25 protein-coding genes and 2 tRNA genes are annotated in these 22624 nt (G+C 37.5%); 8 read left to right on the top strand and 19 right to left on the bottom strand.

All coding sequences use genetic code 11. The features are described 5' to 3' along the window. Window positions 1-259 precede the first annotated feature (259 nt). Genes BM143_RS21920 through BM143_RS21940 form a run of 5 tightly spaced genes read right to left on the bottom strand, consistent with a single transcriptional unit; the run spans window position 260 to window position 4483 of the window. Window positions 260-793: a GNAT family N-acetyltransferase gene (locus BM143_RS21920; RefSeq protein ID WP_090027334.1), complete on the bottom strand. Its 534-nt coding sequence runs from the start codon at window positions 791-793 to the stop codon at window positions 260-262. Next, window positions 762-1424, bottom strand: a complete 663-nt coding sequence (locus tag BM143_RS21925; RefSeq protein WP_090027336.1) for a hypothetical protein — start codon at window positions 1422-1424, stop codon at window positions 762-764. Before BM143_RS21925 ends, BM143_RS21920 begins: the two co-directional genes overlap by 32 nt. Before the next feature lie 35 nt (window positions 1425-1459). Next, the gene (locus BM143_RS21930) at window positions 1460-2542 is read right to left on the bottom strand and encodes a mannose-1-phosphate guanylyltransferase (protein WP_228430932.1); all 1083 of its coding nucleotides are present in this window, start codon (window positions 2540-2542) and stop codon (window positions 1460-1462) included. Then, window positions 2536-3135: a SprT-like domain-containing protein gene (locus BM143_RS21935; protein WP_090027338.1), complete on the bottom strand. Its 600-nt coding sequence runs from the start codon at window positions 3133-3135 to the stop codon at window positions 2536-2538. The genes BM143_RS21930 and BM143_RS21935 overlap by 7 nt, the downstream gene beginning before the upstream one ends. Before the next feature lies 1 nt (window position 3136). Continuing rightward, a complete protein-coding gene (locus tag BM143_RS21940; RefSeq protein ID WP_090027340.1) occupies window positions 3137-4483 on the bottom strand; it encodes a TolC family protein in 1347 nt (448 codons plus the stop codon). Between the two features lie 97 nt (window positions 4484-4580). On the opposite strand from BM143_RS21940, the gene BM143_RS21945 reads away from it, so the two are divergent. From BM143_RS21945 to BM143_RS21960, 4 genes are all read left to right on the top strand, one after another. After that, the gene (locus BM143_RS21945; protein WP_090027342.1) at window positions 4581-5825 is read left to right on the top strand and encodes a bifunctional folylpolyglutamate synthase/dihydrofolate synthase; all 1245 of its coding nucleotides are present in this window, start codon (window positions 4581-4583) and stop codon (window positions 5823-5825) included. Window positions 5826-5866: 41 nt separating this feature from the next. Next, window positions 5867-5941: transfer RNA gene (locus tag BM143_RS21950), tRNA-Val, on the top strand. A gap of 36 nt (window positions 5942-5977) precedes the next feature. Next, window positions 5978-6052: transfer RNA gene (locus BM143_RS21955), tRNA-Val, on the top strand. 98 nt (window positions 6053-6150) lie between these two features. Further along, window positions 6151-7272, top strand: coding sequence for a hypothetical protein (locus tag BM143_RS21960; RefSeq protein ID WP_090027343.1), 1122 nt, complete (start codon window positions 6151-6153; stop codon window positions 7270-7272). On the opposite strand, the gene BM143_RS21965 is transcribed toward BM143_RS21960, so the two are convergent. The 4 genes from BM143_RS21965 to BM143_RS21980 are packed head-to-tail and all read right to left on the bottom strand — an operon-like array spanning window position 7262 to window position 10022. Further along, window positions 7262-8233: a glycosyltransferase family 9 protein gene (locus BM143_RS21965; RefSeq protein ID WP_228430934.1), complete on the bottom strand. Its 972-nt coding sequence runs from the start codon at window positions 8231-8233 to the stop codon at window positions 7262-7264. The genes BM143_RS21960 and BM143_RS21965 overlap by 11 nt on opposite strands. A gap of 2 nt (window positions 8234-8235) precedes the next feature. Further along, window positions 8236-8655 (bottom strand): SufE family protein, encoded by a 420-nt coding sequence (locus tag BM143_RS21970; RefSeq protein WP_034724410.1) that lies wholly within the window; start codon window positions 8653-8655, stop codon window positions 8236-8238. A 48-nt stretch (window positions 8656-8703) separates the two neighbouring features. Next, a complete protein-coding gene (locus tag BM143_RS21975; protein WP_090027347.1) occupies window positions 8704-9798 on the bottom strand; it encodes a glycosyltransferase in 1095 nt (364 codons plus the stop codon). Next, complete coding sequence (locus BM143_RS21980) at window positions 9798-10022, bottom strand: hypothetical protein (protein WP_034724413.1); 225 nt, start codon at window positions 10020-10022, stop codon at window positions 9798-9800. Before BM143_RS21980 ends, BM143_RS21975 begins: the two co-directional genes overlap by 1 nt. A gap of 152 nt (window positions 10023-10174) precedes the next feature. Between BM143_RS21980 and BM143_RS21985 the strand changes: the two genes are divergently transcribed. Further along, the gene (locus BM143_RS21985; RefSeq protein ID WP_090027555.1) at window positions 10175-12709 is read left to right on the top strand and encodes an ATP-dependent Clp protease ATP-binding subunit; all 2535 of its coding nucleotides are present in this window, start codon (window positions 10175-10177) and stop codon (window positions 12707-12709) included. Window positions 12710-12857: 148 nt separating this feature from the next. Here the strand turns inward: BM143_RS21985 and BM143_RS21990 are convergent, their stop codons facing one another. After that, entirely contained in the window at window positions 12858-13385 is a 528-nt protein-coding gene (locus BM143_RS21990) for a hypothetical protein (RefSeq protein WP_072924376.1), read from the bottom strand. 117 nt (window positions 13386-13502) lie between these two features. Between BM143_RS21990 and mnmA the strand changes: the two genes are divergently transcribed. Both mnmA and BM143_RS22000 read left to right on the top strand, forming a co-directional pair. Next, entirely contained in the window at window positions 13503-14690 is a 1188-nt protein-coding gene (mnmA, locus tag BM143_RS21995) for a tRNA 2-thiouridine(34) synthase MnmA (RefSeq protein WP_090027348.1), read from the top strand. 80 nt (window positions 14691-14770) lie between these two features. Continuing rightward, the gene (locus BM143_RS22000; RefSeq protein ID WP_090027350.1) at window positions 14771-14977 is read left to right on the top strand and encodes a hypothetical protein; all 207 of its coding nucleotides are present in this window, start codon (window positions 14771-14773) and stop codon (window positions 14975-14977) included. Window positions 14978-15070: 93 nt separating this feature from the next. Here BM143_RS22000 and BM143_RS22005 read toward each other — a convergent pair whose 3' ends face one another. Genes BM143_RS22005 through BM143_RS22015 form a run of 3 tightly spaced genes read right to left on the bottom strand, consistent with a single transcriptional unit; the run spans window position 15071 to window position 16991 of the window. After that, a complete protein-coding gene (locus tag BM143_RS22005; RefSeq protein WP_090027352.1) occupies window positions 15071-15871 on the bottom strand; it encodes a hypothetical protein in 801 nt (266 codons plus the stop codon). 10 nt (window positions 15872-15881) lie between these two features. Next, window positions 15882-16238, bottom strand: coding sequence for a hypothetical protein (locus BM143_RS22010; protein ID WP_090027354.1), 357 nt, complete (start codon window positions 16236-16238; stop codon window positions 15882-15884). A gap of 12 nt (window positions 16239-16250) precedes the next feature. After that, window positions 16251-16991 (bottom strand): glycine-rich domain-containing protein, encoded by a 741-nt coding sequence (locus tag BM143_RS22015; RefSeq protein ID WP_090027356.1) that lies wholly within the window; start codon window positions 16989-16991, stop codon window positions 16251-16253. 117 nt (window positions 16992-17108) lie between these two features. On the opposite strand from BM143_RS22015, the gene BM143_RS22020 reads away from it, so the two are divergent. Next, window positions 17109-18005, top strand: coding sequence for a hypothetical protein (locus BM143_RS22020; protein WP_090027358.1), 897 nt, complete (start codon window positions 17109-17111; stop codon window positions 18003-18005). Window positions 18006-18229: 224 nt separating this feature from the next. On the opposite strand, the gene BM143_RS22025 is transcribed toward BM143_RS22020, so the two are convergent. From BM143_RS22025 to BM143_RS22050, 6 genes are all read right to left on the bottom strand, one after another. Next, a complete protein-coding gene (locus BM143_RS22025) occupies window positions 18230-18973 on the bottom strand; it encodes a LytR/AlgR family response regulator transcription factor (protein ID WP_083544247.1) in 744 nt (247 codons plus the stop codon). A gap of 55 nt (window positions 18974-19028) precedes the next feature. Next, entirely contained in the window at window positions 19029-19304 is a 276-nt protein-coding gene (locus tag BM143_RS22030; RefSeq protein ID WP_167375334.1) for a 2TM domain-containing protein, read from the bottom strand. A 23-nt stretch (window positions 19305-19327) separates the two neighbouring features. Further along, window positions 19328-19624 carry a 2TM domain-containing protein gene (locus BM143_RS22035; protein ID WP_090027363.1) on the bottom strand — a complete coding sequence of 99 codons (297 nt, stop codon included), beginning with the start codon at window positions 19622-19624 and terminating at the stop codon, window positions 19328-19330. Between the two features lie 301 nt (window positions 19625-19925). Continuing rightward, window positions 19926-20495 carry a methyltransferase family protein gene (locus BM143_RS22040; RefSeq protein WP_090027365.1) on the bottom strand — a complete coding sequence of 190 codons (570 nt, stop codon included), beginning with the start codon at window positions 20493-20495 and terminating at the stop codon, window positions 19926-19928. 434 nt (window positions 20496-20929) lie between these two features. After that, window positions 20930-21232, bottom strand: coding sequence for a 2TM domain-containing protein (locus BM143_RS22045; protein ID WP_090027366.1), 303 nt, complete (start codon window positions 21230-21232; stop codon window positions 20930-20932). Continuing rightward, window positions 21219-22550 (bottom strand): 2TM domain-containing protein, encoded by a 1332-nt coding sequence (locus BM143_RS22050; protein ID WP_090027367.1) that lies wholly within the window; start codon window positions 22548-22550, stop codon window positions 21219-21221. Before BM143_RS22050 ends, BM143_RS22045 begins: the two co-directional genes overlap by 14 nt. Between the last annotated feature and the right edge of the window lie 74 nt (window positions 22551-22624).

Here is a 22624-nt window from a genome sequence, read left to right on the forward strand (position 1 = left end):
TGCAAAGCTCTTTATGAAAGAATTCTGGAAAAAAAGAAATGTAAAAAAGTAGCATTAATTGCTGTATGCAATAAACTTTTAAGACAAGCTTTCGGAATTTTAAAGAATAGAATACAATATCAACACAATTATTAATAAAATATAAATATTTTAACTTTTAAAAGTTGGCAATTAACATAGAATGTCAAGGTTCAAAACCTTGACATGGTTAACCGGATCGTCAGAATTTAAGCAGCATCGGGCTTCCTGACATTAAAACTTAATTTGTTTCAAAGTACATCAACTCTTCATCGTCATTGGGAAGGGTCACATAGTTTTTGAATTCCAGTCCCAGTTTTTTGATGAGGCTTTGAGATGAAAAATTATCTTTTGAGGTGATGGCGGAGATTTTCAGTAAGCCGTAGATATCCATCCCGATAGATTTAACCTTCTCAGCAGCTTCATAGGCATATCCTTTCCCTTCAAATTCTTCCAGCAGGGAAAAACCTATATCCACGACATCAAGGCCTTCTCTTTCAAAAATTCCTACTGCGCCTATTTTTTCGCCTTTATCTTTTGTTACGACCACATAGTTTCCGAAACCGGATTTTTCAAACTGGGGAAGAAACCTGTTTATAATATAGTTTTCAGCATCAGCAATGCTGTTTACCCCACGATTTCCAATGTATTGAATAAACTTCGGTCTGTTGTAAAGTTCAAAAATAAATTCTCTGTCATCCACCGATACAGGCTGGATGATCAGTCTTTCTGTTTCGTAAACGCTATTTTCGTCTAGTAGATTTCTTTGGGTCATCTTTGGGTTCTTCTTTTTTCTGAATTTTTAAAAGCCTTGGATTATTCGCGCACTTTTTATTGTAAAGTTCAATGTAGGTTCCGTTGTCTTTCACTTTGGAAACATCTCCTGAGGACTTACTGACAGTCAGTGCATAATGCGTTTTCTGGTAAGGACATTCCTTTGAGGTAAGTTTTCCGAGATCCAGATAGTAATTGGCTGTATCTTCATAATAATTGCCGGCAACGTCTTTAAATTCCTCGTCTACCATGTATCCTTCAGCCGTCAGAACAATAGCCGCTTCTTCCGCATTATCAATTTTTCCAACGAACTTTCTCAAACCTTCAAGATCTGTGATGTAATTCATCTTTCCGCCTGCAGCATAAGCAATATAATAAAAGCTGTCTTCTGTGGGGAATAGATTAAAGCCGGAAAACTGTGGTGTATAATCTTTCTTTCCGCCTGAAGTCCTGATCTCCTGATTTTTCCCGTAGCTGTTGTACACCAAAACCCAGGAATCTATTCTGTCATTGGGAATAATTTGCTGTAAAATATTCGGGATACTGGAAAAATTTTTCTTGTTCTGAGAAAATCCCAGAAATCCAAAGAGCAGAAACAAAAAAATGGTTGATCGTGTTGCGGTTTTTATCATAATTCAAAAATCAGCAGAAAGTTAGCCATTAATTTTTACATAAACTTATCTCCTTTCTTGAAACTTTTCAGGTCAAGAACATAGTCTTTAATCAGTTGATCATTGTCTCTCGGACAGATCAGCAATGCTTTATCTGTGTCTACGATAATAAAATCCTCAAGGCCGTCGATGATGACAGCTTTGTTATTGTTCTTCAGTCTGATGATATTCCCTTTGGAATTATAATTGAGGAAATGCTTCAGTTTTACAGCGTTTCCGTCTTTATCTTTTTCAGTATTTTCGTATACGGAAGTCCAGGTTCCAAGGTCACTCCAGCCCAGATCGGAGGGAATTACATATACATTTTTGGCCTTTTCAAGAATTCCGTTATCAATCGAAATTTTCTGTACTTTCGGGTAAATGGTTTCAATGCAGCTGTCTTCCTTTTCAGAATTGTATTCGCAGGCCATAAAGTGCTGCATCATTTCAGGAAGATAGAGTTCAAATGCATGGTGAATGCTTTTCACATTCCAGATAAATATCCCTGCATTCCATAGAAAATCTCCACTTTCAAGGAAGCTTTGGGCAATTTCAAGAATAGGTTTTTCCGTAAACGTTTTTACTTTGAAATAATCTGAACTTTTCTTTTCTACAAACTGAATATATCCGTATCCGGTATCCGGTCTGGTAGGCGTAATTCCCAAAGTTACCAGGTAGTCATGCTTGGCAGCAAGGTCAAAAGCAAGTTCTACTTTCTCCAGAAATACTTCTTCCTTTAAGATCAAATGATCCGCCGGAAGTACAATCATCGTTGCATCCGGATTAATTTCAGCAATCTTGTTGGCCATGTACAGATTACATGCCGCTGTATTTTTCATCAGAGGTTCGCCCACAATATTTTCTTCAGGAATTTCCGGAAGCTGCTGATGGGAAAGCGCTACGTATTCTTTATTCGTGATCACGAATATCTGTTCTTTAGGAATGATCCGGCTGATTCTGTCATACGTCTGCTGAATCATAGTACGCCCGATTCCTAAAATATCCTGAAACTGTTTTGGAAATTTCTGTGTACTCATAGGCCAGAACCGGCTGCCGATTCCTCCCGCCATGATGACACAGTATCTATCTGATTTTAACATTCTTGCCTACATTTTTCAACCCTTGCCAGAGGCTTGAAAGAATACTTCCTTCCCGTAGCCAGGTTCTTACAAAGATAGTTTTTTTTAATCAGACCTTCTAATAAATACTTCTCGTTCCGGTAGATAAAAAATTCTCCTTTTTGAAGTTCTTCAATAAAGTGCAGCCTATCATCTTGTTTTTCAGTATGAAAATATCTTACAAGATCTGGGCTGGCCATAAAATTAGCCTTTGGGGATTTTGAAAATCTAATGATGATCGGCTTCAGATCCTCATCATAGACTTCAAGACTTTCAAGAAGCATATTTCTGAAGGTCTCTTTCCATTCGATGCCGTGTGGTGAAATTCTGCGCCCATATTTTTCAAAAGCGATGAGATGGGCCAGTTCATGGGTAAGCACAAAGAAAAAAAGCGGTGGAGTCAATGTTGAATTCACCGTTATTTCATGGGAGTTATCAGGAAGTTTTCTATAATCTCCCAGTTTGGAATTTCGGCTGCGTGTAACTTTTATGTGAATAAAGTAATCTGCAAACCAAATCCTTAAGTATTTTAGTGTATTTTGAGGTAAATATTTTTCTAATGACTGGATAGACATTTTACAAAGTTAATGGAATTCCTGCATAGAAATTCAGCAATTTAAGACTGAAAAGATAATTGTATTTCGCCTGAGCCACAGATCCCTGTGCGTTTGCATAGTTATTTCTGGCTACATTCACATCGTAAATAGTGGTTCTTCCTGCCGTATAACTTTTATCAGCAAATTCTAAAGCAAGCTTTGTACTCTTCTCCGTTTCTACTGCTGAAAGGAAGGTTTCATAATTGGCATCTACATCAAACTGTGCCTTTTGCACATTCTGTCTTACCGTCTGCTTCTGCTGTTCAAGAGTAATCTTAGCAACGCTTTCGTTTATTTTAGACTGTTCTACCTGCAGCTTGGTAATTCCTTTATTAAAAATAGGAACATTCAGTGAAACACTGGCATTCTGTCCAAAGTTATCTTTATACTGACCGAATAAATTTCTTTCCATTACAAGATTCCCAGCCGCATCAACACCTGTGGTATTAGTGGTTAAAAGGTTGTTGTAAAAACTTCCTATTCCCACACTTCCTGTAAGCGTCGGCCAGAAAGCCGTTTTACTTACTTCTGTTTGCGCTACGGCAGAATTGATTCTGCTTTGTGCCGCTTTTACCTGAGGTTGATTTTCAAAAGCCGTGGTAAGAACTTCATCCACCGATTTTAAGGGTTGTTCCAGTTGGTCAGGAACGTCTACATATTCAACATCAAAATCTTTATAATCGGGAAGCTGTAAGAGCTGTGCCATGGCAAAAAGACTTCTGCCCACATTAATTTCAGCTGTCTTACGGTTTTGTTTTTCTCTCGCCAATGCTGCTTCTGCTTCCGCCAGAATAGTTTGAGCCGTCGTTCCGACCTGCGTTGTTATTTTAGCTCTGTCGTATTGCTTTTGAGCATTTTCAACCGCGCTTTCCGAGATTTTTACAATTTCTTTATTGAGTAGGGTTGTCAGATATTGTTGTGCAATCTGAAGGGAAATGTCATTTTTAATCGTTTCCACATCATATTGGCTGGCTTCTACATCAAACTGGGTTTTTCTGATCGCTTTCTCCAGTCTCCCATTGTTATACAGTAAGATATCCGCTCCCAGATTAGCACTGTTGCTGAACCTGTCATTCCTCAAACTTCCTGTACCAAATGAAGTCTGCCCGAAACTCACGTTATTAGACATACTTCCGGATACTGATGGCAAATATTGATTTTTTGCTATTTTAAGGTTAGAATCCTGGATTTGTTTAGAATATTGATTTTGGATAACCTGAAGATTATGCTCCACGGCATAGTCTACGCATTCTCTTAAGGACCATTTCTTCTGAGCACTTAGTCCCAGATAGCTTAATCCAAAAACGATAATCCAAACTTTTTTCATATTAATAATTTTCAATATTAGACGAGCCAAATATAAAAAAGTTACAGTTTTAATAATTAATATTTTATTTTAAAAAAACTTTTGTGAATTTTGCATCATGACAAACGGACAATATCAGGAAGCTGTAGACTGGCTTTTCGTACAGGCTCCCAACTATCAGATCGACGGGCTGAAGGCCTATAAACCTGGGTTAGACAATATTACAAAGTTGTGTGATTTTTTCGGCAATCCTCAGGAAAAGATAAAATGCATCCATATCGGAGGGACCAATGGTAAAGGATCTTCGAGCAATATGCTGGCTTCTGTGCTGCAGGATGCCGGTTATAAAGTAGGTTTATACAATTCTCCTCATCTTATCGACTTCACGGAACGCATCAAGGTCAACGGAAAAAACTGTGATAAGGAATTTGTCTTTGGATTTATTCAAAAACTAAAAACGCTTCCCGAGGATATCCTTCCCTCTTTTTTTGAATTTACCACCATCATGGCTTTTGAATATTTTTATCAGCAGGGTGTCGATTTTGCCATTATTGAAGTCGGCCTTGGCGGAAGACTGGATTCTACAAATATTATTCAGCCTCTTGTTGCAGCTATTACCAATGTACAATTGGATCATCAGAATATTTTAGGAGACACTATTGAGGAAATTGCAGCAGAAAAAGCAGGAATCATCAAGCCTCACATCCCTATTATTTCAGGAGACGAAACGGATACGGTTAAAAATATCATCAGACAGAAGGCTGAACTTGAAAATGCGCCCTTTATTGACGCTACAACTCTACAAACAAACCTGGTTTCTGATCTTAAAGGAAATTACCAGAAGAAAAACATCCGCGTTGTTCTTGCATTAGTTGAGGAATTAAAAAAGCTGAATATCAGTATTTCTGATGAAAATATAGAGAACGGATTACTTCATGTGCATCAAAATACTGGGTTTATCGGTCGCTGGTTTGAGTTTTCTCAGGACCCGCTTACCATTTGTGATACGGGCCACAATCAGGCCGGATTGGAGTATGTTTTTTCTCAGCTTAACTCTATAGATCGTCACAAGCACGTCATTTTGGGCTTTGTTAATGACAAAAAGATCGATGAAGTGATGGCTCTCCTTCCTGAGAATTCTGAGTTTTATTTTGCAAAACCATCTATCAACAGGGGAAGACACCCCGAAGACTATGAAAATCTTCTGCGGGAGGCAAAAATTTTTTATAAAATTTTCGATTCTGTACAGGAAGCGTATCTTTCTGCAAAAGAGCGATGTACAAAAGAAGAAATGATTTTCATCGGCGGAAGTAACTTTGTAGTTGGAGAATTTTTAGAAAAAAATTTGGAGATTTCCGAATAAGTCGTATATTTGCACCACTCTAAACGAGGAAACAAGTATAGGGGCTCTTAGCTCAGTTGGTTCAGAGCATCTGGTTTACACCCAGAGGGTCGGGGGTTCGAATCCCTCAGGGCCCACACAAAGGTAACTGAAGCCTTTCAAAAAAAAGTTCAGGGCTCTTAGCTCAGTTGGTTCAGAGCATCTGGTTTACACCCAGAGGGTCGGGGGTTCGAATCCCTCAGGGCCCACAAAATCTCTCAGTTTTCTGGGAGATTTTTTTTGTTTATCACCATTCATAGATATTATATTCTTTACCTTTGCGGTCTTAGTCACAAGTACACTGTTTTTGAAGGAACTTCATCTTATATCGTTCAATTATCCCTATCCTCCCTCTTACGGAGGCATTATCGATGTTTATTATAAGATCAAAGCATTGTCGGATACAGGCATTAAGATCCATCTGCACTGTTTTGTAGACCAGATTCCGGAGATTATTGATCAGGAGATTAAAAGCATTACCAAAAATGTTTTCTTTTACAGGAAAAAGAAAAACCCGTTTCAATATTTTTCGACAATTCCTTTTGCAGCCTCTATAAGAACTTCTGATGCTCTATTTCAAAACCTGATGAGCATAAAAGCTCCCATATTGTTTGAAGGACTGCAGACGACCCGCATTATCCGTCAATTAAAGGACAAAAACGACAATCTTTATCTCCGGTTCCACAATAATGAAACGGAGTATTACAAAGGACTTTCTTCTTCAGAAAAAAATGTTTTCAAGAAACTTATTTATAAGATCGAATCTTTAAAGTATGCAGATTATCAGAAAAGAACGTTAAAGGAGTTTAAAGGGGTTTTCTGCCTTTCTGAGAAGGAATTTAATGAAGTAGATGTATATTCGAAAAACGCGCACCTCATCCATATCTTTCATGGTAATGGATCCGTAAAACATCTGGACAAAAAAGGAGATTATTTTCTTTTTCATGGCGACCTCAGCATATCAGACAACAGAAAAGCATTAGAAGAAACCATCGGCATGTTTAAAAACCTTCCTCAACACCAGCTTGTTGTTGCATCTGACCGTGCCGGTGAGGATTTAAAAAAGAAAATCAGCGATATCGGAAATGTCAGCCTGGTTCCTATTGAAACAACAGAAAATTTACACCGCCTTTTTGAAAATGCACATGCCAATATTCTCCTCTCCTACCAGAATTCCGGCACAAAAGTAAAACTGTTTAACGCATTGTATAACAGCAGATTTGTTATTATTAATGAAAACATAACTGATGACAGGGCATTAATGGATTTATGCCATTTAGGCTCCAGCTCAGATAAAATCCGCCAACATATTATTGAAATAGCTACAAAAAGCTATGATGAAAATGACACAAGAAGAAAAGTTCTGGAAAAGAACTATTCTGATGATGCTAAAGCGGAAGAAATGGTTAAAATTATTTTTAAAGACTGATAACTGTTACTATCTTCTGGACACTCAGTTCTTCAAGACAGGCCCAATCACCACGATAACATTCTTTATCCCCAAAAACCGAACAAGGTCTGCAGGTAAGATCAGTCACCTGAACCACATCATTTTCACTCTGTCCAAAGCCTAAAAACCCCGCATATGGATGCGTAGAGCCCCATATAGAAACACATCTGGTTCCCATAAGACTGGCAAGGTGCATATTAGCCGAATCCATGGAGATCATCAGCTCAAGTTCTGATATTTTCTGAAGTTCCTGCGAAAGAGTTAATTTTCCGGAAAGGCTTTTTGTATTAGGAATTTCGCTTTCCCATTTTTCAAGGGTTTCGGTTTCTTTTTTACCGCCTCCAAAGAAATATATCTTGTATTTTTGAGCTAAAATTTTGGCTAACTCATATGATTTCTCCAAAGGAAGCATTTTTCCTCTGTGCTGTGCGAAAGGAGCCAAACCAATCCCCGATTTTTCTCCTGGTGTAGGCCTTAGTTTATGAGAAAGTTCAACTTTAAAGCCCATGGCACGAAATACATCCGCATAGCGCTCAACCGTCTTTTTTAACTGAACTTTATTCAGATTCCATACATCGGTGAGTTCTTCCTTTTCTTCTTTTCCTTTATTGATTTTAAAGACTTTAAGCCCTTTTCTTCTGTAGATCTTATCCAGAATCTTGGTTCGGATCACGTCATGAAGATTCGCTATAAAATCAGGATTAAATTCTTTGATCAGTTCATTGGCAAGCCTTCGCAGTCCAAAGAATCCTTTATACTCATCAAGGTTAATTCCTTTGAATATAACGTTTGGAATATCAGCAAATAAGCTTTCGAAATTTTTTCTGGAAACCATGATAATTTCCACATCCGGATTCTGCTCCAGAAACTCCCTGAAGACAGGCGCTGTCATAGCGACATCACCGAAAGCGGAAAAACGATATGCTAGAATTCTGGTCAAGTCTAAGATTTTAACTGATAAGCAACTGCGTAAAATTTAATCTGCTTAGTCATTGCCATTAATCCGTTGGCTCTTGAAGGAGAAAGAAACTCCTGAAGTCCGATTTCTGCAATGAATTCAAAGTCAGAATCTAAGATTTCCTGGGTAGAATGACCACTGTAAATACTTACCAAAAGAGAAACAATTCCCTTTGGAAGAATACCGTCTGAATCAGCATCGAAAAAAAGCTTACCATCTTTGAATTCAGCATCGATCCAAACCTTACTCTGACAGCCTTTGATGAGATTATCATCTGTTTTTCTGTCTTCAGGCAGTCCTTTTAATTCTTTTCCAAGATCAATAATATATTCATACTTCTGTTCCCAGTCATCAAGAAACGCGAATTCGTCAATTATTTCCTGCTGTTTTTCTTTAATGGTCATTTTTTAACAATTATCTTTTGCAAAGATAACCAATTTTATAAAGATAATTTATGAAGATGCTTTTTCGAAAAGCTGTAAAATTTTCATTTCTTCATTTTCCCAGCAAAAAACCTCGGCTGCCTTATCAAGTTCGTTTCTGTAATCTCCTCGTCCCCTCTTGAGTACTCTGTTAATTGCTTTCTCGATTGTTTCAGGCTGATGATCGGTAACGATTTCACCAATATCAAACTGGTTTTTAATCCGCAGCATTTCAGGAAAGTTGATCATGACCAGCGGCACTCTGGACTGAATATAATCACATACTTTATTGGGAAGAGAGTAAAAATAACTTACTCCATTATTTTCTTCAAGACTGAATCCCACGTCTGCTGTTTTGGTTACTTCTCTAAGGTTTTCCGGCTTCAGTTTACCCAGAAAAACTACTTTTTCCTGCAGTTTTTCCTGAATGACAAGATCCTCATACGTTTTCTTTAAAGGACCGTCTCCTGCGATTTTTAAAACAGCATCCTGAATAGAATGCATCGCCAGAATCACTTTATCAATCCCTCTGGATTGGTTTACGGCACCCTGATACAGTATTATTTTAGGATCATTATTTGGAATGTCGGGTATAGAAAGGATTTTTCTTGGAATATTTCTTACCACCACAGCGTCTACCTTATACTTTTCATGAAACCATTCGGCATAACTCTGACTTTCCGTCATCATGAATTGTATTTTAGGAACCATATTTCCTTCCAGCAGTCTCCAGAATTTCTGTGAAAACCTGTTTTGTACCGCCGGCATTTCCGTGAAAATCTCGTGGCTGTCAAAAACCAGCGGAATATTCAGTTTTTTTGCGATCAGGTAATTGGGAAGAAGGGCATCAATATCGTTGGCGAGAAGAATCGTATTTTGATCTGCCTTTTTCTTTAGCTGCTTATATAATTTCCAGTTGAATTCAAAATAAGCTGTTTTTAAACTTGTTGATTTTAATTCTATCCGGGAAAAAGGATAAGGACGTTCCATGTTTTCGTTACCACCCCAGTCATTTCCGATAAGTTCTACAGGATAACCATTGTCAAAAAGGGTTTTACAGACTTTCTCTATTCTCTGGTCTGTATAGAGGCTGCTAAAGGCAGAAACCAATATTTTCTTCTTCATTATTTTTTTCCGCCAAATATTAAATAATAGATCTGAATAAGGCAAATCAGCCCGTTCGGGATGATAACCGGCCAAAGTAAACCATTGAAAATACCATAAATGACAAAACATATACAGCCTATCATATTGACAATTCTAATTTTTCTTACATCTTTCAATATGAAACTCAATACAATGAAAACTGATGCAGAATATCCGATATAAGTAGTAATTTCGGGATTCATGGGGAAATTTTAAAGGAGAACAAACTTAATCATTTTCAATAAGATAATAAAATTTTTTCTGCCATAAAGTCATTAATTGATTTTTGGTAAAATATTTGTAATTTAGATAATGAATAATTGGCACTGTTGCTATTATTCTAATGAGATATATTATGGATTATAAGTTTTCACAAGGTTTGAGCCAGGTGTTCAAACAAAGCAAAAGCGAAGCTAAACGGCTGAAAAGTGAATTTCTTAATACAGAACATCTACTTTTAGGTATTATAAAAACGGAAAACTCTGCAAAAGAAATCCTTCAAAACCTTAATGCGGATTTAACACAAATCAGAAGAAAAATTGAAACTTTAAATACAGCAAGTCTTAATCCTATTTCTGAGGAGGTTACTAATATTTCTTTCACCAAGATGGCAGATCATGCGATCAAACGTGCAGAGTTAGAATGCAGACAGTATAAAAGCAATGAAATTAATACCGTTCATCTGCTTTTAGGCATTCTTTACAAATATGAGGACCCTACTTCAAACATTTTAGGAGCTTATGACATCGACTACGAAGGAGTTTCAAAGGAATACCAGACGATGCTTAAAAATTCCGGGCAGGCACCACAGATGAGTGCGTATGACGATGATGATGACCGCGAGGAATTTGAGCAGATGAGGAAGCCTTCAGGAAATTTAGGCTCTGCAAAAAGTAAAACGCCTACATTGGATAACTTTGGTAGAGACCTTACTTCTTTGGCAAGAGACGGAAAATTGGATCCTGTAATTGGTCGTGAAAAAGAAATTGAGCGTGTTTCTCAGATCTTATCGAGAAGAAAGAAGAACAACCCTCTTCTTATTGGTGAACCGGGAGTTGGTAAATCTGCGATTGCAGAAGGACTTGCTTTAAGAATTCAGCAGAAGAAAGTATCGAGAGTTCTTTATGGAAAACGCGTTATTACTTTGGATCTGGCGAGTTTAGTAGCCGGAACCAAATACCGTGGTCAGTTTGAAGAAAGAATGAAAGCAATCATGACTGAGCTGGAAAAGAACAGAGACGTCATCTTATTCATCGATGAGCTTCACACTATTGTAGGTGCAGGAAGTTCTACGGGAAGTCTGGATGCATCCAATATGTTCAAACCGGCTTTGGCAAGGGGCGAAATTCAATGCATCGGGGCAACCACGCTGGATGAGTACCGTCAGTATATTGAGAAAGATGGTGCTTTGGAAAGAAGATTCCAGAAAGTAATGGTGGAACCTACCAATATTGAGGAAACCATTCAGATTCTGAATCAGATTAAAGACAAGTACGAAGAACATCATAATGTAGTGTATACTCCGGAAGCCATTCTGGCGTGTGTCAATTTGACAGCGAGATATATTACAGACCGTTTCTTACCGGACAAAGCTATTGATGCCATGGATGAAGCAGGTTCCCGTGTTTATATCAAGAACATGAAAGTTCCTACTGAAATCATTGATTTTGAAAAGAAAATCGAGGATATCAAAGAAATGAAGCAGAAAGCGGTTAAGGCTCAGGATTATCTTGAGGCAAGAAAGCTTAAAGATGAAGAGGAACGTCTTCAGATGGAACTGAATTCAGCTCAGGACAAGTGGGACAAAGATGTAAAAGAGAAAAAAGAAACCGTAACGGAAGAAAATGTAGCGGAAGTGGTTTCTATGATGAGTGGAGTTCCGGTAACGAAAGTTGGTAAGAACGAGCTTGACAAACTAGCTCAGATGGATGACAAACTGAACGGAAAAGTGATCGGTCAGGAAGACGCTGTGAAAAAAGTTGTTAAGGCAATTCAAAGAAACAGAGCCGGTCTTAAAGATCCGAACCGTCCGATTGGTACATTTATCTTCCTTGGTACTACAGGGGTTGGTAAAACTGAACTTGCTAAAGTAATGGCAAGAGAACTTTTCGAATCTGATGAATCTCTGATCCGAATTGACATGAGTGAATACATGGAAAAATTTGCGGTTTCAAGATTGGTTGGTGCGCCTCCGGGATACGTAGGATACGAAGAAGGAGGACAATTAACAGAAGCGGTAAGAAGAAAACCTTATGCTGTGGTTCTTCTGGATGAGATTGAAAAAGCTCACCCTGATGTATTCAACATTCTGTTGCAGATCTTAGATGAAGGACACGTTACGGACAGTTTAGGAAGAAAAATTGATTTTAGAAATACAATCATTATCCTTACTTCAAACATCGGAACAAGAGATCTTAAGGATTTCGGAGATGGTGTAGGATTCGGAACTTCAGCTAAGAAAACAGGTTCAGATACAAGAGCGAGAAGCACGATTGAAAATGCTCTTAAAAAAGCATTTGCGCCTGAATTCTTAAACAGAATTGATGACATCGTGATCTTCAACTCTTTGGTACAGGACGATATCAAGAAAATTATCGATATCGAACTGAACAAGCTTTATGGCAGACTTGAAAAATTAGGTTATAAAGTAGAGTTAACGGAAGATGCGAAAAACTTTATTTCTGAAAAAGGATGGGATAAAGATTTCGGAGCAAGACCTTTGAAACGGGCTATCCAGAAATATATTGAAGACTTATTGGCAGAAATGCTGGTGAACAAGCAATTAAACGAAGGAGAAACGGTAGTTCTTGACGTGAATGAAGCTAAAGACGGCCTGACCGGAAAAACTTCAAAACCGAAAAAGACGACTGAAAAGTCTTCTCAACCGTAAACAAATAATATCATCATAATGAAAAGCACCGGAATGTTCCGGTGCTTTTTTGTTTTTTTTAGGTTTTGGCTAAAGCCGTTCTCAAATATGGGTAAAAATAAAACGGGCTAAAGCCCGTTCCTATTGATGTTTAATTTGTTTATAGATTCTACAGTCCTACCACAAAGCCTATATTCGGGACAAGGCCGCTTGAAAATATACTTGAATTTTCTTTCCAAAGTACATTATACATTAATCCCAGCTGCATAAAAGAGTTTCCTCCTATCCTCTGCATATAGCCACCTCCGAGATATAGAGCCGTTTCCTGTTCATTGGATTTATAATCATACAGTTTGTCTTTATAATTGATAAAATACTGCTGAAGATTTGCGCCTACGTAAAAGGATCTTGCGAAATAATAATTGGCAAAAGGCCCAACTCCAAACATTGTAGATTTATAAGAATTGGAAGTCTGCCAGGAAACACTTCCTATTACTCCCGCCTCAAGATCATCGGTCAGCCTGTATCCCACTCTGGGAGAAGCCTGCAGGTAAAATGCACTGTTGCTTCCAAACCCTAACCCGATTCCTCCTCCGAAGGTCCATTTATTATTGTCCTGTGAATCCGTGCCTACCGAAACCTGCGAAAACACTGATCCGGAAATTATTATAAATAAAGGAATAATGAGTTTTTTCATATTAATATTGTTTTTATCGATGTTTAAAATTATGGTTTTTTTGCGAATCTTTTTAATTGTATTTTTGCCGGGTCAAACTAAGAACTCCCGTTAAGAGTTTCGTAAAATTGAAATACAATGAAAGTAGTAGTAGGATTATCTGGAGGTGTAGATTCCAGTGTCACAGCGTATTTATTACAGCAGCAAGGTCATGAAGTGGTGGCTCTGTTTATGAGAAACTGGAATGATGCTTCAGTAACGCTGGAGGATGAATGTCCATGGATTGAAGACAGTAACGATGCCCTGATGGTGGCTCAGAAATTAGGAATCCCTTTTCAGGTGATTGATATGAGTGAGCTTTACAAAGAGCGTATTGTAGATTATATGTTCGATGAATACCAGAAAGGAAGAACGCCGAATCCGGATGTTTTGTGTAACAGAGAAGTAAAATTTGATGTTTTTATGAAGACAGCGATGTCTTTAGGTGCTGATAAAGTGGCGACTGGGCATTATGCTCAGGTGAATTCCACTTTTGATGAAAACGGAAAAGAAATCTTCCATCTTTTAGCTGGAAAGGATAACAATAAAGATCAGTCTTATTTTCTGTGTCAGCTGAGCCAGGATCAGTTATCAAAAGCATTGTTCCCTATCGGAGAGCTCACAAAGCCGGAAGTAAGAGAAATCGCTAAAGAAATCGGGCTTGTGACTGCTGATAAAAAAGATTCTCAGGGGTTGTGTTTTATCGGAAAGGTAAGTCTTCCTCAGTTTTTACAACAGCAATTGGTTCCTAAAGAAGGAGAAATTGTGGAAATATTTAAAGATTCACCATTATTCTCGGTAGAAAAACCTGAATTTTCTTCAAAAGAAGAAGAGCTGGCGTTTTTAGCGCAGAAAATTAATTATAAAAAAGCTGACGGTAAAGTAATCGGAAAGCACCAGGGTGCTCAGTTTTTCACGATCGGACAAAGCAAAGGACTTGGTATCGGCGGCCATAAAGAAAGCTGTTTTATCATCTCCAGAGACATGGAAAACAACATTATTTTTGTGGGCGAAGGTCACAGTTCTCCGGGATTGCACAAAAAAGCATTGAAAATTGATAATGCAGAAGTGCATTGGGTTCGTGAGGATATGAAGCTGGAGAATGGAGGATCTATGGAAGTCATGGCAAGATTCAGATACAGACAGGCATTGCAGAAAGCAGTACTTTATCAGTTCGAGGATGCATTGTATGTTGCATTTGAAGAGCCACAGTCAGCAATTGCAGAAGGACAGTTCGCAGCATGGTATATTGATGAAGAGCTGATTGGAAGCGGTGTTATTGCCTAAAGAAAAAGTTTTTGAAATTTTTCTGTAACGAATTTTAAGTTGTTAGACTTACTCAGTAAATAACAATAAAAAATATCACTATGAAAACGACTTCAAAAAACCAGTATGCTTTTGTCAACCTGCTTTTAATTCCTGTTGTAGGTGCCGTTTTTGGGTATAATCTTTATCAGATGATTGTACATACGGAAGCTTCAAATATTGCAGCCACTCTTATTCTTGCAGTGATCACTTCTGTAATGGTCCGCAAATACGGTTACAAACCGACCAAGGAAAAACAAGATAATTAAATCATCTTAATTGATATCTATAAAACCCCGAAGCATTTTGTTTTGGGGTTGTTTTTTATCTTTCCGGACTTGACCAACCAAATACAGCTCCATCTAAAGCAGATAATCTTCAACAAAATAGTAAGTTATTTTACTTTCCACATCGTTCATTGTAAAATTGATTTCTTTTTCAAAAGTATCTCCGTAGAAATTGATAAAAAGAGGTTCTTTTGTTTTGAAACTGGAGATTACCTTATATTTTGTTTTGAAAAAAACATCGTAAGAATAGATCAGATGGCTGGAATCCAGTTTCATATCAGTAGAAAAATCATTTAATCTTAGATGTATCACTCCTGAAAAAGGTTTCGTTTCAAGAATACGCAGGATTTTCATAAACGGAATACTGATGTTTTCAGAATCCTTAACTCTGTATTTTTCAATTGCTTTGAGAAAGTCCCCTTTTAAAGAGGATTCTACAGCTATTTTCAGCTCGATTTTTATTTCTGTTTTCCCACCTTCTGTATTGAAAATCCGGATGATAAAATCTTCGGATCCTTTTCCCTGAACAATCTTAATGTCTGACACATCAAATGACTTTTCTACTGCATATTTTCCATAAGTCGGATACAAAATCATATTTTTCACGAGCGTAAATAAAACGGCAACGCCTACAAAAGACCCTACCCCGATAGGAATAAACGCTGTCATAAAATAGAGAAAAGAGCCCAAAGTCTCTTTTTCATCATCAAAAAACGGATTATAATCAAACAGGAGTATTTTAATTCCAAACATAAACAGGAGTATGGTCAGGATAATAAACAAAACCGGCTCCCAGCCCACGGAATAACCCTGCTTCTGCAAAGGAATATTTTTGTATAGAATATTTTTCTCAACTTCCGTGAATTTCCTGGTCATGATATTGGTTTTAAATAGGTTTATGTTTTGGATTGGATTGTACACCTGGCTGACACAGGATGATCACTCCTTCCATAATCAATATCACAACAAGATATCCGACTGGTTTCCCGATAATTAAGCCTTTTATCAGCTTTACAATACCCAGCAAAAGAATTAGAATCATAAAGTAAAACATTGTTTTTGAGCTGTTTCCTTTAAAAGATTGCAAAATCAGCACTGAAGCATAAAAACCAAGCACAAGAATCAAATAAAATTTCAGAAATGCTGGACCTTTTATGGAGATAGGGTTAATGGTCTCTTGTGTAAGAATAAGCCAGATCATGCTTATCATTAGCGGGACTGAGTAGAACAGTATTTTTTTCATAGCTATTATTTTTTAACTGCCGCATCCGCCACAGCCTCCTCCGCATCCACCGCCACAGCTGCCACCTCCTCCACAACTGGAGCCGCTGCTGCAGCCTGAACTTCCATCCGAATTGCTGCTGACATTTTTATCCTGTTCCTTGTTGATATTTCCTCCGAAAATCCATGAAATAAACCCCATGAAGAAGAAAAAGCCAATGATGCATGAAATAGTGATGAACACGCCTCCAAAAATACCTCCGGAGCAGGAATACACCAGAAATAAGAGGCTGCCCAGCGAAAGGAATTTAAATCCCTTTTTCCAGAAAGTCTGCTGATCTTTTTTCTTTATCTGATCTGTCCAGATCTCTTCCGGCGCCTCCTGCTGAAAGATTTCCTTATAATGATGTAAGGTGTCATGATGCCAGTTCTGATGTTTCTTTTTCTCAGAAATACCTCCTTTTGAAGGGTGATGATGGAGCTTTCTTTTTAAGATATTCGGGCAGAATTCCTCCCAGTAGTTCTGTGTGTAAATCAGGTGCATATGCCACACTTTGTCTACCGTTTCGCTTGGAGAAGCACCATTGGGAAGGATGCAGCAGAGATAGACAAATTTTTTATACTCCTGAATCGCTTTTTGAGCAAAATCTAAGGTCCAGTACTCTTCTTTGGCCAGTTTTTTCGAAAAAGGAAAATCAGCATCCGAAGCATCGAGTGAAAAACTCTGTATCCTGCTCCAAAGGGTTTCGTCTTTTAATAAGATTGTAGTTTCCATTGTGTTACCATTTATTTTTCTACTCAAATATGAATGGATTAAATAATATAAAAGTCTTTCCTAAATCTTATTCGGATGTATAAAAATCTTATATTAGTCTTATAAAATTGAAACCAGATGAAAAAGGAAGATATTCAACACCTTGAGAAGTTAATGAATTTTCTGAGTCAGCATTTTTTGAAGAAAAACAGGTGGGAAGATGTCACCAAGACAGAATGGTCCTACATCAGTGCAGAACTGAACGAACTGATTACGAATGATCACTCAGAAAAAGAAATTAAGAAAGAGCCAGACCTTCTAGGCTCCAATTACCTTTACGAACATCTGATCATCAATAAATTAAAGAAATATCAACAGAATGAAAATACTGCTTTAAGCAGACCGAATCTTGCTAAACTAAGCCAGATCGTCAAAGTTCTGGGGTATTCAAATTATATTGATTTTGTTAATTCAAACACGGAAGCATTCAATTTCAATGATCTCAGGATCGACATGAATAATGTGAAGCAGAATACAGCCCTTTTAGACCGTTTGGTGGGCTGCTGGTATTCGTATAACAGAAATCTTCCGGAGAATCCTTTACAGGCAAGAGACGAGCGTATATGGCGTTCTGCCATGGAGATTTATAAATCCGAAACCACCGGTGAATATTTCATCGAGCGAAGCGGCGGCGATCATCATAAATATTTTGGGAAAGTGACAGCCTATTCTGATTACGTATTCATCATCATGAACAGCAATACGTTTATCCGCCAACGTCATTTTATCTCAAGAATAAAAGATATCAAGGAAAAGCTTAAAAATCCAGAATACAAGCTCCATGAGGTTCATTTTATAAGTACATGTATCAGTTTTAATCAGGAGCCGATAGCCCTGTTCGAAATATTTCAGAAAGCAGACCGGAAAACCTTTATTTCAGACTCTATCAGCTTTCCAATTGACAGTGATGAAATTCCTGCTTCTATTCTAAAACAGCTTGAAGACACTGAGTCTAACAGGATAGATTACAGATAATCACGGTTTTGAGTTTCAGGGTTTGAGGGTATTAGAGTGAGAGTTTTTTGGCAAGTTATGAGTGATAAATTATGAGTGATGAGTTATTTAAAGCGGCCTTGGAACTGAGGTTTTTCACTTTTCACTTGCGAAGCAAAATTGACCATTCACATTTCTCAATCTTAGCCTCAACCTAAAAATCTGATGTCTGATGTCTGATGTCTGAAATCTAGCATCTAATTCCTCTACCCCACCAGCCATTCTTTAAAATCCTTCACCCGGTCACGGCTTACGGTGATTTCTTCCTGTGGCTGAAATTCCATATCCACTTTGTAGTATGGTGAAGTGTGGATGTTTTTTATATAATCTGAATTAATGATAAACTGTCTGTTGACCCGGAAAAATTTCTTTTCTTCCAGAATATCTTCCAGTTCATCAAGGGTAAAATCTGATGGATAAACACGTTCTTCCGTTTGAAGATAAACAATCTTATTTTCACTGAAAAAGCAGCTAATCTCCTGTGTTTGAACAATTTTCAGATTGTATCCGATCTTCACCAAAACTCTGGACAGTGTAGACTTTTCCTTTCGGATCAGCTGTTTGATGTCCTCAGAACCCGTGGTATTATTGGCAGGAATAAATGATTTAAATTTTTCCACCGCTCCGGAAAGATCTTCTTCCAGAATAGGTTTTAAAAGATAATCGATGCTGTTCAGCTTAAATGCTTTCAAAGTATATTGGTCAAAAGCTGTCGTATAAATGATAAACCCTTTCGTGGGAACTTTTTCAAAAATATCGAAAGACAGGCCGTCTCCAAGAACAATATCCGAAAAGATCAGCTGCGGGTGTTCGTTTTCAGAGAACCAGGCAACTCCTTCCTCTACTGATTCTATTTTGCCAACTATTTCTATTTCAGGAAAATTACTCAGCATTCTTTCCAGTTTCCTTGAAGCAGGTTTTTCGTCTTCGATAATGACAGTCTTGATCATTGAGTTCCAGTTTTTAGTTTAAATCGGGAATAAAATTAGATAAAAAATAAACAGTTTAAAAATCTATGCTCTTTTTGTTTTTCTTCATCTCTTTTTCTATAATTCCCTTTTCCCATTCTGAATCCAGAAGGAATAATTTTACAGCTTTTATGGTCAGGAAAATCCCCCAGATGACCAAAATAACAGATCCATCAAATAAAGAAAAATCGAACGTCCCGTTTTCAAAAATATCATTAAAGAAGATAATTCCGGCTACTATTCCAAACCAGAGAAGGCTTTTGTAAAATTTCTTCAGTTGAGTTACTCTCTCGTATGCGCTATCGTAATCCATGATCGTTAAAGTTTTATGGTTAATTATAGTGTTTTTATGTTTCTCGAGTCCTGATCCATCAGTTCCTTGATCTTTTTTTCTTCCCATTCTTTTCCTATCCCGAAGACACTCACAGCATGCGCTACAATTCCGATTCCCCATCCAAGCATTGGCCAGTAAAACCATAAATGACCGGGAGAGGTAAGAAGATTCAGTGCCAGTAAGAAAGGAATAACAAGACAGTATGAAGTCAGGTTTCCGTAAAATCCTTTCAGTTCTTTTACTCTTCTAGCTGCTTTTTTGTAAGCCTGCGTTTCTTTTGTGTATCCTAATGTTTCCATAATTTTTATTGTTAAAAGGTGAGTTTGTTTTTTTGTTGAATCAAAGGTAGGTCAGAAATGGGGCTTCAATCAACTTTATATGACTGAGTGGTAGATTATGCTTTCTGAATCGTAAAAAAATCTGTTTACTTGTTTTGGATAAGCGCAAAGACGCAAAGTTTTCCAGAATTGAGAATATGTAAGGCGCTAGAAAACCAAAGATTTTCAGCTAGTTATTGATATAAATAAGTTGGAATTTTGTTTTTATAATCTCTCGCAGATTTTGCTAATTGAGCAGATACTTATTTCGAGTAAATATAGATCAGTAGATAAAAGGAATCAGCTTTTTGGTCTTCTTACGATATTGTATATATTCTTCCCCGAACTGTTCTACAAGCGCCTGTTCTTCGATTTTGATCCGGTAAGTGAACGCGATAAATGGTGGCAGAAAAGCCAGAACTAGTGAAAGCCAGTTATTCAGATACAAACCTAATCCTAAAGAAGTTAACAGTGAAAATGCATACGAAGGATGTCTCAAGTATTTATAGAATCCTTCTTTTTTGATCTGATGATCTTCTTTTATCGTTACATCTACTGTAAAGTATTTCCCCAAAGATCTGATAATGATAAATCTGAATATAATTCCGGTCAGAATTAATGCTTCTCCCAAATACAAAATCCATACTCCTCCTGTGATTGGAAATCTTGTCATATACGAAGCGGCTACTGAAGTGGCTATGGAAAACGGAATGGCCATCCATAAGATGTTCAGTGTAGACTTATCCTTATCTTTTTTGTCCTCTTTGCCGGATTTCAGCATGTTTTTGTAGAGGAACTCCGTGATAAACCAGGCAACCATTGAAATGGAAAATAAGACTTGTAGAGGATGCATATTTGTATTGTTTTGGGATCAGGGTATTTGTTTTATAATAAATTCAGGATGTTTCGGGATGCGGGTTTTGTGGTTCAGATCAGGAACAGCCTTTTACGTGGATATACTGAATTAACTTCAAAACTGGAGAGGTTTTTATACGCAAAGTTTTATTCTATTACCGTATAGTTTTGAGGGTTGCAAAGCATAGAATCAATCTCTGATTGATTCGAAGAAGCGGGCGTTATTATATCCTTCAGCTTCATCAGCAACGCAGTCGAACTCTTTGCCTTCCTCAAAATCATGCGCTTCCTAAATCAATCTTTGCGTTGAAAAACTTGATCTCTTATCCTGTTTTGGATCTCTTATCCCTGAAACGAGTAACTCATAACTTAAAACTCATAACCGACAAGGTTAAAATTCAGTTTGATTTTAGCTCAATCATTTGTAACGATTTATTTTTTCTTTTTCTCCATCAGTTTCCTGATCTGCTTTTCCTCCCAATCACTTATAAAGCCAATATTGGGCAAATAAATCGCTATAGCATGAGCTACCAGACCAATTCCCCAGAAGGTCGCCGTAAAGAAGTTTTTAAACTGAAAATAGCTCTCTCCCGGCTCTAAATGCTTAATATTATACACCACAATCATGGCATTCACCGCAATATAAGCGAATAAGTGCCCGTAAAATCCTCTTAATCGCTCGACCTGCCTTCTGGCTTGCTCATAGCGGACGTTTTCTTCATCATAGGTTTCCATTATTTCTATTTTTTTGTTTATTCATGATTTCGCGGATCTTCTTCTCTTTCCAGGATTCTCCGACTCCAAAAACCTGGAATGCATGAGAAACTACTCCCACTCCCCAACCTAACATGGGAAAGTAAAACCAAAGACTATTAGGAGAAGTAATAAGGTTGATGATCATCAGAAAAGGGATGATGGTACAGTAAGAAATGAGATTTCCGTAGAAGCCTTTTAATTCCTTTACCCGCTTCTTTGCTTTCTCGTAAGATCCGTTATCATCTTCAGGTTTTACACTGATTGTGTTGGGTTTATTGGAAAGTATCGGAACTTTCACTTTAAAATAATCCGTCGATTTTTCAATAAAAACATTCTTCTTCGTAAGCAGTGCATAACGCTGAACAATATTGGCAAGTCCTATTCCTGCACTTTCTTTCATCTGTTCTCTGGCCTGCAGATTGTTTTCAATGCATAGCGTATCATTTTCCGAGAATATTTTAATGACTAAAGGCTTCGAAGATGTTGCAAAATTATGTTTGATACAGTTTTCCAGTAAAAGCTGAAGTGAAAGCGGGACTACATATCTTCTATATTCCTCTTTTTTAACATCGAAAATAAAATCCACACTGTCTTCAAATCTGGTTTTTAAAAGTTCACAATAGGTTTTAGCAAATTCAATCTCATCTTCCACCGTCACCAGTTCTTTATCTTTCTGTTCAAGTACATACCGGTAAATTTTTGACATTGAAGCGGTAAACTTCTGCGCCTGATTTGGGTTTTCGTCGATCAGAGCGCTTAATACATTTAAAGAATTAAAGAGAAAGTGCGGATCCAGCTGGTTTTTCAGACTTTCAAACTGTGCGTTGGCCGACTTGGCGATCAGCTTCTGCTCCACCACTTCTTTTCTGGAGGTCTTCTTCATTTCTTCCATAAAACTTTTGGCATGGAGAAAGGCTGAAATCAGAAGCGCAATATTGATCATGAACCAATTGGTCGTTGCATATTCTTTAGAGAAAAAAGCTTCTGTGGTGGCTACTTTCTGGATCTGTACGTAGTTGATATAATTACAGAAATAGACCAGAATAAAGTTCCCTATGATGATGGAGACAACACTTAATACGGTTCTGATCCCGGTAGTTTCAGACCATGGAAACTTCTTATTGAGAAAGTCGTTGATAAAAGCATTTCCAAATCCAAGAATAAAGGAATACATGGTAGAGATCAACAGAGTGATCAAAAAATTGTGAATGTTCTTCTCTTTCGTAAAAAACAAGAAGAAAAATAGCGCTGTTCCCAGCGAGACCCAAAATAATATGATAATTCCTTTACGTTTCATGAGCAGTTTTCCTGGTTCAAAATTAGTCTTTAATAAAGGTATCAAAAATTATTATTTACCGAAGGGCAGATTTT

It is taken from the genome of Chryseobacterium oleae (assembly GCF_900115055.1).
In the GTDB taxonomy this organism is placed as follows: domain Bacteria; phylum Bacteroidota; class Bacteroidia; order Flavobacteriales; family Weeksellaceae; genus Chryseobacterium; species Chryseobacterium oleae.

Coding starts and splice junctions, on each gene's coding strand:
- BM143_RS21920 (WP_090027334.1), bottom strand. CDS start 793: ATGACCCAAAGAAATCTACTAGACGAAAATAGCGTTTACGAAACAGAA.
- BM143_RS21925 (WP_090027336.1), bottom strand. CDS start 1,424: ATGATAAAAACCGCAACACGATCAACCATTTTTTTGTTTCTGCTCTTT.
- BM143_RS21930 (WP_228430932.1), bottom strand. CDS start 2,542: ATGTTAAAATCAGATAGATACTGTGTCATCATGGCGGGAGGAATCGGC.
- BM143_RS21935 (WP_090027338.1), bottom strand. CDS start 3,135: ATGTCTATCCAGTCATTAGAAAAATATTTACCTCAAAATACACTAAAA.
- BM143_RS21940 (WP_090027340.1), bottom strand. CDS start 4,483: ATGAAAAAAGTTTGGATTATCGTTTTTGGATTAAGCTATCTGGGACTA.
- BM143_RS21945 (WP_090027342.1), top strand. CDS start 4,581: ATGACAAACGGACAATATCAGGAAGCTGTAGACTGGCTTTTCGTACAG.
- BM143_RS21970 (WP_034724410.1), bottom strand. CDS start 8,655: ATGACCATTAAAGAAAAACAGCAGGAAATAATTGACGAATTCGCGTTT.
- BM143_RS21975 (WP_090027347.1), bottom strand. CDS start 9,798: ATGAAGAAGAAAATATTGGTTTCTGCCTTTAGCAGCCTCTATACAGAC.
- BM143_RS21980 (WP_034724413.1), bottom strand. CDS start 10,022: ATGAATCCCGAAATTACTACTTATATCGGATATTCTGCATCAGTTTTC.
- BM143_RS21985 (WP_090027555.1), top strand. CDS start 10,175: ATGGATTATAAGTTTTCACAAGGTTTGAGCCAGGTGTTCAAACAAAGC.
- BM143_RS21990 (WP_072924376.1), bottom strand. CDS start 13,385: ATGAAAAAACTCATTATTCCTTTATTTATAATAATTTCCGGATCAGTG.
- mnmA (WP_090027348.1), top strand. CDS start 13,503: ATGAAAGTAGTAGTAGGATTATCTGGAGGTGTAGATTCCAGTGTCACA.
- BM143_RS22000 (WP_090027350.1), top strand. CDS start 14,771: ATGAAAACGACTTCAAAAAACCAGTATGCTTTTGTCAACCTGCTTTTA.
- BM143_RS22005 (WP_090027352.1), bottom strand. CDS start 15,871: ATGACCAGGAAATTCACGGAAGTTGAGAAAAATATTCTATACAAAAAT.
- BM143_RS22010 (WP_090027354.1), bottom strand. CDS start 16,238: ATGAAAAAAATACTGTTCTACTCAGTCCCGCTAATGATAAGCATGATC.
- BM143_RS22015 (WP_090027356.1), bottom strand. CDS start 16,991: ATGGAAACTACAATCTTATTAAAAGACGAAACCCTTTGGAGCAGGATA.
- BM143_RS22020 (WP_090027358.1), top strand. CDS start 17,109: ATGAAAAAGGAAGATATTCAACACCTTGAGAAGTTAATGAATTTTCTG.
- BM143_RS22025 (WP_083544247.1), bottom strand. CDS start 18,973: ATGATCAAGACTGTCATTATCGAAGACGAAAAACCTGCTTCAAGGAAA.
- BM143_RS22030 (WP_167375334.1), bottom strand. CDS start 19,304: ATGGATTACGATAGCGCATACGAGAGAGTAACTCAACTGAAGAAATTT.
- BM143_RS22035 (WP_090027363.1), bottom strand. CDS start 19,624: ATGGAAACATTAGGATACACAAAAGAAACGCAGGCTTACAAAAAAGCA.
- BM143_RS22040 (WP_090027365.1), bottom strand. CDS start 20,495: ATGCATCCTCTACAAGTCTTATTTTCCATTTCAATGGTTGCCTGGTTT.
- BM143_RS22045 (WP_090027366.1), bottom strand. CDS start 21,232: ATGGAAACCTATGATGAAGAAAACGTCCGCTATGAGCAAGCCAGAAGG.
- BM143_RS22050 (WP_090027367.1), bottom strand. CDS start 22,550: ATGAAACGTAAAGGAATTATCATATTATTTTGGGTCTCGCTGGGAACA.